Origin of the sequence: Proteiniphilum saccharofermentans (assembly GCF_900095135.1) — a bacterium.
GTDB classification, from domain to species: domain Bacteria; phylum Bacteroidota; class Bacteroidia; order Bacteroidales; family Dysgonomonadaceae; genus Proteiniphilum; species Proteiniphilum saccharofermentans.
In genome coordinates this window covers 402,387-414,956 of the sequence record NZ_LT605205.1, presented here as the reverse complement: position 1 = coordinate 414,956, position 12,570 = coordinate 402,387, and the positions used below count along the sequence as shown (strand labels likewise).

Genomic DNA, 12,570 nt, shown 5'->3' with positions numbered 1-12,570 from the left:
CAAAGAATATGAAAGGAATGCTTAAGAACTATATCCTGTATTGTTTAATAACTTATATTGTTTTTAGCTCACTTAGCATCGATATTCTTGCGCAATCTTCTTTCCCCTTAGCAAGTGAATCATCAAAGAAAAATGGTTATATATCTGTATTAGACGTTTCCAAAGCAAAGATTAATAATAAAACCACAAAGATAGTAAAAAGAGAGAGCGACCTCCATTTAAACTGGGTGATATTAAAAGATGATGTTGTAGAAAAAGTACATGATCAAACAGATACTGATCCGGATGCAATATTTCATATAGAAATTCCCATGTCGGGTATTTATACGATAAGCACTTCTGTCATAAGAGATGAAGAAATAGAAGTTGGGAGTAAAGTAGAGACCCGTTTTGCCAAAATTCAGATAGACAATGAACGTATCACAAAGCGAATAATATCTGATGAATATAATTATACGAACCACTCATTAGGACGCTTTCAACTGAAAGGGGGAAAACAAGTATTAAAAGTTTGGCTACCAAAAGGTATTTTATTAGGTGCTGTTGAAATAGAAAGTTATATTCCGTTGACAATTCCTCCAGGAGTAGCAAATTATCATCCTAAAATTGTCCCGCCGACAAGCAGACCCCGACTTTGGGTAGATAAAGATATATTACCTGTCATACAAAAGAGGTTAACTAAAGGAGAAAATCTCTCAGTTTGGAAGAACCTAAAAGAAAAAGTATTAATTCCTTTTCCTTTTGAATTTAATCCAACAAGGGAAATAGCCCAGAATCCAGTGTTAGAAAGGGTTGTACAGGAAAAAGCTTTTTATTATCTCATGACTGGGAATCTCAAGATAGGAAACGAAGCCGTAAGACTAATACTCGATTATTTATCCGTTCTCGAATTTGGAAATGTAAAATCGGGGGATATAACGAGGGATATAGGAAGAGCCATCTACACAACAGCCCTTGTTTATGACTGGTGTTATGACATCATTCATGAAGGGGATAGAAAGATTCTATATTCCGAAATGATGCGGCTCGCTGATAATATGGAAATCGGATGGCCTCCATTCAAAGAAAGCATTGTTAGCGGTCATGCAAGTGAAGCACAAGTTAATAGAGATCTTCTGGCTATGAGTATCGCTATTTATGATGAAGATCCGGAACCATATCGTTATACCTCCTATCTTATTCTAGAAGAATTAGTACCTATGAGATCTTTTGAATATCAGTCTCCTCGCCATAGTCAAGGAGTAGATTACGGGGCATATAGACACGGATGGGAAATGCATGCTGCATGGCTCTTTTATCGAATGGCGGGTATGCGTGTTTTTGATGACAACATCATGGGTTTAACAAACTATTGGTTATATATGCGACTCCCTGATGGAGAGATGCTACGTGACGGAGACATGTTTTCCAAAAGTGGTGTTTATTGGAAGAACCCTCAAACGATGCTATTAGATTACTCATATGCAAATGATCCGATCATAAAAGCCGAGTTTGAACGTCAGGGAGGTCTTCCAGATAATCCTGTTTTGTTTTTGTTACTAAATGACCCTGACCTTGAACCTGAGTATGACATTTCTTCCCTACCCTTATCTATTGACTTTGGGTCTGTTTTGGGTGGGTTAATTGCCCGAACAGGTTGGAATATGAACGACAACAGTAACGATGTTGTTGCAGAAATAAAGGGAGGAGGGTATCATTTTGGGAATCATCAACATGCTGATGCGGGAGCAATTCAACTGTATTACCGCGGGTTACAGATCTGTGATCTTGGACTCTACGTTGCTTATGGAATTCCTTATGATTATAATTTTAATAAAAGGTCTATTGCACACAGTATGATGCTGGTTATTGACCCTAAAGAAGAAATTTATCGCAGAGCCAAGAATGATGGGGGAACAAAATTTAATCAAAGGGTTCCGGAAACACCTCAAGAAGTAATGTCGGATCCTTGGTTTGATAATGGGAGGGTGATTTATTCTGACTTTGGCCCATCCTTACAAAAACCCTTATATAGCTGTTTTAAAGTTGATTTAACAGGTGCATACACGAGCAAAGTCAGTAATTATACCCGCAGTTTTTGTTTCTTCAACTTGGACAGAGACGACACTCCTGCAGTAATCATACTATCAGATGATATTAGTACGTCCAAAGCTGAGTTCGACAAATTCTGGAAAATAAACACATTGGAGAAACCTTTTTTGTCCGATTCAAGTATAGTTCTCCGAAACCAAAAGAAAGGAGTTGTTGGTAAAACCCATGTTAAGATGTTGCGTCCTTTGCCTGAAAACTTAAAGTTGGAAATATCACACAGAAAAGATCCGGAAAATATTCTAGGAACTATGGATCGGATTTCCTCCGACTCGCCTGAGGCCAATGGATATCAAATTATATTTTTTCCAGAAAATGAGGAAAAACGCCATCGTTTTCTGACCATTTTTCAAATGACTTCAGATGACACTCCCCCATTACCCATAAATTTACAGGAAGACAATGACAAATATATTCTCCGTCTTTCTGATCGGATTTTGTGTATGAGTTCCGGTTCTCAACTAATTCAATCTCCTTTTTCAATGACTGTGTCAGATGATTCTGAATATCAGATTCTACTTACAGATTTGAAACCGGGATTCTGGAATATATATAGTCCGGACAAGAACATAAATCTTAATTTCAAAGTTGAACAGGGAAAGAATACTTGTTTCTTTAGTGCATCCAAGGGTTTGTACTATATTTCACCTGGCAGGTCTTATAATAATCATTGAAAAATAAAAATGTACTTACAGACTATTTAATATTTTATTTCATAGAACTTAACAAACCAAACCCTATATGACTTCAATCTTCATATTTTAAGCATTATAACTGAATTTTGGGGATAATTTATAATCCTACGTATTTTGAGGATGGTTTTACGTGAATACAGATAATTGAGGATAAAAAATCGATACTTTTATTATATAATTTATAATAATATTGTAAAGAGCATAGAAATAAAGATAAATAGAGCAAGATTATATTCAATTTGCAATGTAATATATCGTAACTATCACAATATAAGTGTAAGATTGAGATTATTTATGTTACTGATATCATTGATATTTATCGCTTATTAAAAGAATGTGTAATCATTAAAGCTTGAGACATGAAAGAGTGTAAAAAATGTATTTTACGAACAGTTGTATTTGTGTGTTGTGTCTTTTTTGGATTATCCGGATTTGTTGCATCTGCACATGGTTCCTATGACATGGAAAATAATAACTCCGCCCAGACTAATCCACTGGTTTCTCATCAAAAGAAGAGAATAAAAGGGAGTGTTACGGATGATTCCGGGGAACCTCTTATAGGAGTGAATATTGTAGAAAAAGGGACAACGAATGGTACCATTACAGACATAAATGGTCTGTTTACCTTAGATGTAGCTGAAGGAAGCAACTTAGTGGTTTCATACGTAGGCTTTGAAGACAAAGAGATTGTAATAGACTCTAAAACGGAGTATTACATTCTATTGTCTGAAAGTATTTTAGGCATTGACGAAGTTGTTATTGTCGGTTATGGTACAATGAAAAAACAAAACCTGACAGGAGCTGTTTCAGCCGTAAAGTTTGACGAGGCAATGACTAGTCGTCCAACACTAAATCTTTCTTCGGCATTAACTGGTTTAAGTGCTGGACTTAATATTTCACAACTATCGGGAACCCCTGGAGCTGAAAATGTAAATATCATGGTAAGGGGTAGAGGAACAATGAACGACTCTTCACCTTTAGTAATAATTGACGGGGTACCAGGTGCACTGAATGATGTTAATCCGAACGATGTGGAGAGCGTGTCAGTTCTTAAAGACGCCGCTTCTTCTGCAATATATGGTTCGCGTGCCGCTAACGGAGTTATCCTTGTTACTACTAAGAGAGGTTCAGAAGAGAAAGTAAATGTCACCTACAATGGATATGTTGGTTGGCAAAATGCTGCTAATAATATCGAATTCATCTCCGATATGGCAACTCATATGGAGATGGTAAATGCAGCGTATGGTCGTGAACAGTTTCCAAATAACTTAATCGAAGAATGGAGGCTGGAATCAGCAAAAGGAAATCCGCTTTATCCAAATACCAACTGGTATGACGAAATGCTCAACACTTCTGTTCTTACTGAACATAATCTAACAATTAGAGGAGGGAATAACAAAAATAACTTCTCATTATCTGCTGGTTACCTTGACAATAAAGGTATTATAGATAACTCAGGATATAAAAAATATTCTTTCCGATTAAGTGCAGACTCCAAGGTCAATAACTGGCTTGATATAGGTGGAAATGTATTCGGGTCATGGTCTGATAGAGATCCTATCGATGTAATTCAATTTTTTAATCTAATAAAAAATACAACCCCTGGGGTAATACCAAAATCCGAGGATGGCCGCTATGGAAGAGAAATGTTTCCGGGTTTAGCTATAGGAAAGAATCCACGTGCATACGTAGATAATATACGTGGAAATTATGAAAGACAAAAGTTAGGATTAAAGGTCTACAAAAAGATAAAATTCCTGAAATATATGGAATGGGAAAGCAGCTTCGGGTTTAATTTCGATAATAGGCGTAATTGGGAATATTACAGACCGTATACCGTCTGGAATTTTCAAACAGAAACAGAAGAGTCTGGAGGTCTGAATGAAGATAAATTATTTAATGGTAGCCAGAGGAATTATACAACTATTGTGAATACATTATTACGCTTTAATTATTCTTTGAATAAAGAGCATAATTTTGCTGCTCTGGTGGGTTTTGACCAACAATATAACCGTATGGATAAATTTAATGCCACCAAGGAAGATATTTTAGGAGACGATGCTATATACATAATGGACGCTGGTGTGCTTATGAGTTCCATAGAAGGTTCAGGAACCGACGATGCTCTCAGATCTTACTTCGGACGCATTAACTATGATTATAAAGGCAAATACTTATTCGAAGCGAATAGTCGGTACGATGGTTCTTCTAGATTCTCAAAAGATAACAGGTGGGGCTTTTTTCCTTCTTTCTCGGCTGGTTGGAGAGTTTCAGAGGAATCCTTTGCTCAATTTTTGAAAACTATTTTCGATGATTTTAAAATAAGGGGATCTTGGGGTAAACTTGGTAATAATAGAATTGGGGATTATGCTTATCAAGCTATATACAATTCTTTAAAATATCCATTCGGAGGAAGTCTCCAGCAAGGAGTTGCTCCTACTGCACTGTCTAACAGCAAAATCAAATGGGAAACCACTACCATGACAAATATAGGTTTAGATTTAGTCCTCCTAAAGAATAAGTTATCATTAAGTGCCGAATATTATAATAAAACGACCAATGACATATTAACAACTATTCCAGTACCATATGTATTGGGAAACCTTACTGCTCCTTGGCAAAATATTGCAGAAATGAGTAATAAGGGTGTAGAGTTGCAATTGACCTACTATGGTAATATTGGAAAAGATTTTTCATATAGTATCAATGGTAACTTATCAACAATAAATAATGAAGTCGTTAAATATGGCGATGAGTCAATAAGCGGAGCAACAATCATAAAGGAAGGAAGCCCCTATGGAGCTTTCTATGTTCTCGAATTCGATCGCATTATACAAAATCAGACGGAAATAGACCAGTTATTAGCAGAAGGATATTCCTTTAGTACAGACCTAGGCGGTACTCCTAAACCAGGTGATATACTTTATAAAGATACCAACGGAGACAAGGTTTTTGATAGAGAAGATAGAGTAATTAAAGATTATTCAACCCTTCCAAAAATGACTTACGGCATAAATATCAATACGGCATACAAAGGGTTAGATTTCAGCATTGTAGGACACGGCGTGACTGGATCAAAAGGATATTGGGGGCAGGATGGAATTAATAGTTTCAATATAAATGAAGGTTTCTTGTTAAGGACTAATGTATTAGATCACTGGACTCCGGAAAACAGATCAACTAAATATCCGCGTCTACAGATTGCAGGAACATCTAACACTTATTATAGTGATTATTGGCTATATGACACATCTTATTTCAGGATAAAATCGATTCAACTGGGATATTCTTTACCTAAAAGAATGATATCGAAATTTCAAATTGAAAGATTAAGAATCTATGCAAATCTTGAAAATTACTTTACGTTCACTAGTTTCGAAGGATATAATCCAGAAAACACCTCAATGGATTATCCTCTTATGAAACAATGTGTTATTGGTTTAAATCTAACATTTTAAATAAAAAAAGAGATGAAAAAACAGAATATAATATTAATCTTGCTATCGATCTGTCTTCTATCTTCTTGCGATGATGGTTTTTTGAACCGCAATTCGTTGGTTGGATTATCAGAAGGAGGTTTTTGGACAACTCAAGAAAATGCAATATTGGGAACTAACTCCCTTTATCATGCAAATCGAGAATTTACAAATAACATCGTAATATATGGAATGATGGATGATTTCTCAGATATCTCATACCATTCATTAAATATCGGACTTACAACAGGATCATACCCCGCAAATGCAGGATTTTTCTTAAACTCTTGGGGTATCTTTTATAAAGGTATTTACCGGGCAAATACTGCTCTTAAATATATACCAGATATTACAATGGATAGCCAGATTAAAGATCGTTGCCTGGGAGAAAGCAAGTTTTTCAGAGGATACTTCTATTTTAAACTATGGGATTATTTTGGAGGCGTTCCAATTTATGATTTCCCGATGAATCCCAGTGAAGCATACAAGCCTCGAGATACAGAAAAAGATGTATATGAATTCATTGTTAAGGACATGACTGATGCATATGCACTATTACCTGCTAGTTATACAGGCACTGATATCGGACGTGCCACCAAATGGGCAGCATTAGCAATGCGTGGCAAAGCCCACCTCTGGGCTAAAGAGTATGCAAAAGCTGCTGCTGACTTTAAGGAACTGATGGAAAAAAGCGATCGTGAATTGCTTGATGATTATCATACTTTATTCCGTGTGGCAGGAAATAACAACAGTGAAGTCATTTTTGACGTACAATATATAGAAGAGGCTGGACATGGAATACAAACAGATAGGGCCTATGGCGCCAGTACCTCTTCCAATGCTACATCGGCTTCTCAATATACACGTCCGACGAATGAATTAGTGAATTCGTACGAAATGATAGACGGTGCTCCATTCGATTTCAGCAATTTTACAAATGCGAAAGGAGAACCTTTCGATCCTAATGTTGCCGAGAACTGGCATGACGAAGCATCTGTCAAGAGATTATTTGAAAATAGAGACCCTCGTTTACAACAATCGATTATAGTTCCATGGTCAACGTTTGTCGGTAAAGGAGATGTAGTGTTTACCTACAGATTCCCTGTTACAAGTGCTCCCGATTCTTATCAAATTGTTTGGCAAAATGGCAGCTATGCTTGGAGGAAATTTGTGGAAACGGGTTCTGTATACTCTTTGCGTTTGTATACACCTCAAAATATCCCACTTATCCGTTTAGCTGATGTGATGTTGATGTATGCAGAAGCACAAAATGAAGCATTGTCATCTCCTGATCAGTCGGTTTACGATGCTGTAAATGCAGTACGCAACAGAGCTGGCATGCCTGGTCTGCCAACAGGCCTGAATAAAGATCAAATGCGTGAAAGGATACGCCATGAAAGAAAAATTGAGCTTTGCGGAGAGGGACAACGTTATTCGGATATCCGTAGATGGAGGATTGCCAAAAATTTATTGGATGGGGTGTGGATGAGAGAATTCACCGGTACACAAGGACGTCATCAGAGAGGTTTCCCAGATCATTTCTATCTATGGGCAATACCCCAACAAGAAATTACTTTAAATCCGGAATTAAAACAAAATCCGGGGTGGGAATAATGACTCTTTTTGGGGCAGATCTTGTAAAAAGTTATATGCCCCAAAAAGGTTTTCTTTGTCTTGAGGAATTTTTTTTAAAAGGCTGGAACGGAAATATACACCACCGATAGTAAAAAAGATCGGTGAATTGGCTAAACAAATCAATGATCACGAGGGGATTTCCTTATGGGCTGGCCAGTTCAAGAAAATCACATTATTCCCACAGAAGAAGGAAACGGAAGAAAGAAAAACGCCGGAGGAAGCATATATCATATTTTACATACTTCCCCGGCGGAATAAAAAGAGAATTTTCAAAAACAGTTTATAATTTCATTTCCCAGCCTTTTTGGTATTTCCTATTCCAGAGTTTACCTGCCGCACGGTTGTTGATGATATGTCCGTTCACAGGATTTGTCCTGAACGTGGTCTTTGTGCGCTGGGCAATATTACCTAAATGGGCTAGGGTCGTGCTTATACATCCCACATTGATATCAGCATTCAAAGAGGTTCCTTTTCTGATACCATCCAGGAAGTTTGAAAAATGGAATGAATCAAGTTGTTGAGTGGGATTCGAGATATCTCCGGCTTTAAACGACATTTCACTGGTTACTTCTTTTACCAGCTTGTTTTTCAGATCGTATACCTTATAGGCATTTCCTCCACCAATAACTAACGTACCAGTCTCTCCGTAAAACGCACAACCTACCGAAGATTCTTCAATATTTCGACTATTGCAACTTCGTCCTTCCCATGTAATCAATTTGTCATCTCCATATTCAAGATTAACCACTTGGGTATCGGGGAACTGCCAGTCATCCTGATAAGCATATCTTCCTCCCGAAGAATTTACATAGGAGGGATAAGTAAGATCCATACCCCATCTGAGAATATCTAGAAAGTGTACTCCATTATTTCCTGCTTCACCTGTTCCCCAATTATAAAACCAATGCCAATGGTAATGTAGATAATTGTCTTTGTACTCAGATACTCTCGGTGCTGGACCTTGCCATAATTCCCAATCCAGCCAATCGGGTATAGCAGTAACTTTACCTGTTCCTATGGAAGGTCTGTTATTTACATACCAAGCTTTACCAAAATAAACCTTTCCGATAACCCCCTCCTTTATTTCCTGTACTGCTTTAATTACATTGGGCCATGATCTGCGCTGCATACCTGTTCCTGCAACCACATTGTATTTTTTTACTACCTCCATCAATATTTCGTCCTCAGCAGGATTGTGACTGGTTGGTTTTTCCAGATATACATGTTTTCCTGCTTTCATAGCCATAAGTGCACCGGGTGCATGCCAGTGCTCGGGTGTTGCAATAATAACGGCATCAAGATCTTTCTTCTCCAATAATTTTCTGATGTCCTTCTCCCCTATTGGTGTATTACCTGCAATTTTTACCACGTTGGAGATACATTTTTCCATGGCACGCTTGTCTACATCGCATACATACGCTATCTCGCAGCCTTTCTCCTTTGCAAATCCTCCGGCCAATGCATTCCCCCGTGAATTTACCCCGATAGCACCCATTCTAATTTTTTCATTGGCGCCGACAATATTGTTATAACTTTTTGCACTGAAGCCAGGTAATACACCTCCGACAGATATGGCAGCAGTGCCGATCGCGACATTCTTGATAAATTCTCTTCTTGTTGTCATAGTATTTATAGTTTATTGAAATACAAATTTATAGAATTTAACCCTGTATTACTTTCCATTTACGACCAAGTATCATCAAAAAACGCAAAACACTTTCTGATTACATCTTTGATTAGTGTTTTTTTGATATAGGCATCTAATCCAAAGGGGTAACTCCTTTCTTCAATATAATATTCCCGTATTTTGCAATTTCACCTGTAATAACCACAGCAAATGCCGACTTTGCCCGTTCGTAGAAAGCAAAACGATTAATCCGTTCTATGGGTGCTACATCAGGATTGGTGATACGGATACTTTCCAGATACGCTTTTTCAACATTGGGATCGAGCGTATCCCCCTCTACTGCATCCATCATCACTAACGGATGTGGAACATAAGTATCTAATTCAAATAAAGGCAGGATTGCAGCTAATAAGTCGGGAATGCGAAGTCCATCGGCTCGCAATACCCTACCGTTGAACGATTCTGCGGGAAAATGTGCATCGGCGAAAACGATTTCGTCGCCATGTCCCATACGTGCCAGAACGGCCAACAACTCGGGACTGATCAGAGGTGAAATTCCTTTTAGCATAGTTATCTCTCTTTTTAGTGAATCATTAATTAACTAATACCATAACTATCACTCTTTTACAAATACCCAATACCCTCTATCACGAATGTATAAAGTGAGTAATGGGCATAAAAAATAAAAGGTAACGTGTGATTTATATGCATAACAAAAAAGCGGCATCTTCTTTTCAAAGATAACCGCCTTATTACCAAGTGACCCCGGAGAGGCTCGAACTCTCGACCCAATGATTAAGAGTCATTTGCTCTACCAACTGAGCTACGGAGTCATTTTTTGGGAGGACAAAGGTAGGGATTTTTTCTTTTGCACAAACAACCTTTGTCAGAAATTTTGCAATTTCCTCCTCAGGGACTGCTCCATAGTATGATTCAACTTTACGGTACAATCCCTAAAAAAGGAACAAATCTGTCAATTTGTTCCTTTTTTATTCTACAATCAACCAAGATCTTAGAGATTGGATAGCTCTGAACCGGCTTTAAATTTCGCTGTTTTTTTCGCAGGAATATTGATCGATTTTTTAGTACGGGGATTGATCCCTTTTCTGGCACTTCTTTCAGAAACAGAAAATGTTCCAAAACCTACCAATACTACTTTACCACCAGCTTTTACTTCTCCAGAGATAGTTTCAAGGGTAGCATCCAACGCTTTTTTGGCGTCCACTTTGCTAAGGCCCGATTTATCGGCGATAGCGCTAATTAGTTCTGATTTGTTCATAAGAAAACGTAAATAAAGAATTAAACATACATTAAGTCAAGGCTGAGCCTCATTTTGGCGTCAAATATAAGCGATAAATCGAAAACAATCAAGAAAAAAGATAAAAAGTATTTGTTTTTGGTAAAAAAAATCCTTTTATGGGGCAAAAATCCGCATTCTCAACGAAATAATACGTAATTTTGCGCTTCAACAATTAATTGTCAAGAATGGATAATACAAGGAATAGCTTTGCCGGGGTACTTCCCACGGTTACAAAAAATATTATTATAATAAACGGGATTATTTGGCTAGCCCAATTCGTATTGTTTAGAAGAGCTGACATCGACCTGTCGCAACAATTTGGATTGCATTTTGTGGCTTCCGATCATTTCAGGATCTATCAGTTGGTAACCTATATGTTCCTGCACGATCCCCACTCCATTTCCCATGTCTTTTTTAATATGTTTGCCGTTTTTATGTTCGGCAGAACGCTGGAGCAGGTATGGGGTTCAAAGCGCTTCCTGTCCTACTACCTGGTTACCGGTATCGGTGCAGGATTAATACAGATGCTTGTCCTCTTTTTAAGAGTGCAAACGGTCGTACCCGTAGAGATGTTTTCAATGGTAAACAGTGTCACCGTAGGTGCCTCGGGAGCTGTTTTCGGCATATTATTGGCATTCGGCGTGTTATTTCCCAATTCACAACTATTCATCATCCCCTTTCCCTTTCCTATTAAAGCAAAATGGTTTGTGATAGGGTACGGACTGTTGGAACTGGCATTCGGCGTTGCCAATCGTACCGGCGACAATGTGGCCCATTTTGCCCATCTGGGGGGAATGCTCTTCGGAATTTTCATGATTTTGTATTGGAAAAAAAAGGACCGGAAATATGGCAGATTTTATTGAAAGATTGAAACATAGGTATAAGACGGGCAGCGTAATGACGAGGCTTATCTTTATCAACGTATTCGTTTTTATTGTACTAAAGATCATAAATGTCATTTTCACCCTGTTCAACATTTATGCTGTCGACCTAATTACCTTTCTTGGAGTCCCGTCCCATATTCCTCTATTAATGAACAGGATATGGACACTTATCACCTATATGTTCGTGCATGAAGGTTTTCTTCATCTGCTCTTTAATATGCTCTGGCTCTATTGGTTCGGCCAGATCTTCATGCAGTATTTTACCGGACGGACACTGGGTAGCCTCTATGTTTTAGGAGGATTGGCCGGCGCACTGCTCTACGTAATAGCATTCAATACGATCCCTTATTATACGGGAATGGAGAGAGGATGGATGATAGGGGCATCAGCGGCTGTAATGGCTATCGTAATGGGTGCTGCTTTTTATCGTCCCGATGTACAATTAAATCTTCTGTTCTTAGGACCTGTAAAAATTGTCTATATTGCTATCTTTGCATTTGTGCTCGACTTCCTTTCATTGGGAAATCCCATGAATCCTGGCGGACATGTGGCACATATAGGCGGAGCATTGCTTGGTTATTTATTCGCCATCCAATATAAGAAAGGGAAAGATATTACCCGCTGGATAGGTGGAGCAATAGATTGGTTTGTCGGTCTGTTCAAACCACGTAGGCAGGCAGCAAGAATGAAGGTGAAGCATGCCCGTCATGAAACCGATTGGGAATACAATCAACGTAAACATACAGAGCAGGAGGAAATTGATGCTATACTGGATAAATTAAAACAATCGGGTTACAGCAGTTTATCATCAGAAGAAAAAAGGAAACTTTTTGATGCGAGTAAGAAATAAAAAAACGGGCTTTAG

General features: G+C 38.0%; 8 protein-coding genes and 1 tRNA gene. 5 read left to right on the top strand and 4 right to left on the bottom strand.

Annotation, left to right across the window (positions count from 1 at the left end; all coding sequences use genetic code 11):
- The first annotated feature begins 8 nt into the window (after positions 1-8).
- The 3 genes from PSM36_RS01555 (at position 9) to PSM36_RS01545 (ending at position 7,873) form a co-directional block, all read left to right on the top strand.
- Positions 9-2,762, top strand: coding sequence for a hypothetical protein (locus PSM36_RS01555; RefSeq protein WP_083710880.1), 2,754 nt, complete (start codon positions 9-11; stop codon positions 2,760-2,762).
- Positions 2,763-3,142: 380 nt separating this feature from the next.
- Positions 3,143-6,241 (top strand): SusC/RagA family TonB-linked outer membrane protein, encoded by a 3,099-nt coding sequence (locus PSM36_RS01550; protein WP_076928490.1) that lies wholly within the window; start codon positions 3,143-3,145, stop codon positions 6,239-6,241.
- Positions 6,242-6,253: 12 nt separating this feature from the next.
- The gene (locus tag PSM36_RS01545; protein WP_076928489.1) at positions 6,254-7,873 is read left to right on the top strand and encodes a RagB/SusD family nutrient uptake outer membrane protein; all 1,620 of its coding nucleotides are present in this window, start codon (positions 6,254-6,256) and stop codon (positions 7,871-7,873) included.
- Between the two features lie 301 nt (positions 7,874-8,174).
- On the opposite strand, the gene PSM36_RS01535 is transcribed toward PSM36_RS01545, so the two are convergent.
- The 4 genes from PSM36_RS01535 to PSM36_RS01520 form a co-directional block, all read right to left on the bottom strand.
- Entirely contained in the window at positions 8,175-9,518 is a 1,344-nt protein-coding gene (locus tag PSM36_RS01535) for a Gfo/Idh/MocA family protein (protein WP_076928487.1), read from the bottom strand.
- Positions 9,519-9,654: 136 nt separating this feature from the next.
- Entirely contained in the window at positions 9,655-10,089 is a 435-nt protein-coding gene (gene fucU / locus PSM36_RS01530; protein ID WP_076928486.1) for an L-fucose mutarotase, read from the bottom strand.
- Positions 10,090-10,281: 192 nt separating this feature from the next.
- Positions 10,282-10,354 (bottom strand) — tRNA-Lys (locus tag PSM36_RS01525).
- Between the two features lie 179 nt (positions 10,355-10,533).
- The gene (locus PSM36_RS01520) at positions 10,534-10,800 is read right to left on the bottom strand and encodes an HU family DNA-binding protein (RefSeq protein WP_019540162.1); all 267 of its coding nucleotides are present in this window, start codon (positions 10,798-10,800) and stop codon (positions 10,534-10,536) included.
- Between the two features lie 206 nt (positions 10,801-11,006).
- Between PSM36_RS01520 and PSM36_RS01515 the strand changes: the two genes are divergently transcribed.
- Together PSM36_RS01515 and PSM36_RS01510 are read left to right on the top strand one after the other, a co-directional pair.
- On the top strand, positions 11,007-11,684 hold the full coding sequence (locus PSM36_RS01515; protein WP_076928485.1) for a rhomboid family intramembrane serine protease: 678 nt from the start codon (positions 11,007-11,009) through the stop codon (positions 11,682-11,684).
- The gene (locus PSM36_RS01510; protein ID WP_076928484.1) at positions 11,668-12,555 is read left to right on the top strand and encodes a rhomboid family protein; all 888 of its coding nucleotides are present in this window, start codon (positions 11,668-11,670) and stop codon (positions 12,553-12,555) included. Before PSM36_RS01515 ends, PSM36_RS01510 begins: the two co-directional genes overlap by 17 nt.
- Positions 12,556-12,570: the final 15 nt, after the last annotated feature.

Excerpts from the sequence above, each read along its gene's own strand:
- PSM36_RS01550 (WP_076928490.1), top strand. The coding sequence starts at position 3,143 with ATGAAAGAGTGTAAAAAATGTATTTTACGAACAGTTGTATTTGTGTGT.
- PSM36_RS01535 (WP_076928487.1), bottom strand. The coding sequence starts at position 9,518 with ATGACAACAAGAAGAGAATTTATCAAGAATGTCGCGATCGGCACTGCT.
- PSM36_RS01515 (WP_076928485.1), top strand. The coding sequence starts at position 11,007 with ATGGATAATACAAGGAATAGCTTTGCCGGGGTACTTCCCACGGTTACA.
- PSM36_RS01510 (WP_076928484.1), top strand. The coding sequence starts at position 11,668 with ATGGCAGATTTTATTGAAAGATTGAAACATAGGTATAAGACGGGCAGC.
- PSM36_RS01520 (WP_019540162.1), bottom strand. The coding sequence starts at position 10,800 with ATGAACAAATCAGAACTAATTAGCGCTATCGCCGATAAATCGGGCCTT.
- PSM36_RS01555 (WP_083710880.1), top strand. The coding sequence starts at position 9 with ATGAAAGGAATGCTTAAGAACTATATCCTGTATTGTTTAATAACTTAT.
- PSM36_RS01545 (WP_076928489.1), top strand. The coding sequence starts at position 6,254 with ATGAAAAAACAGAATATAATATTAATCTTGCTATCGATCTGTCTTCTA.
- fucU (WP_076928486.1), bottom strand. The coding sequence starts at position 10,089 with ATGCTAAAAGGAATTTCACCTCTGATCAGTCCCGAGTTGTTGGCCGTT.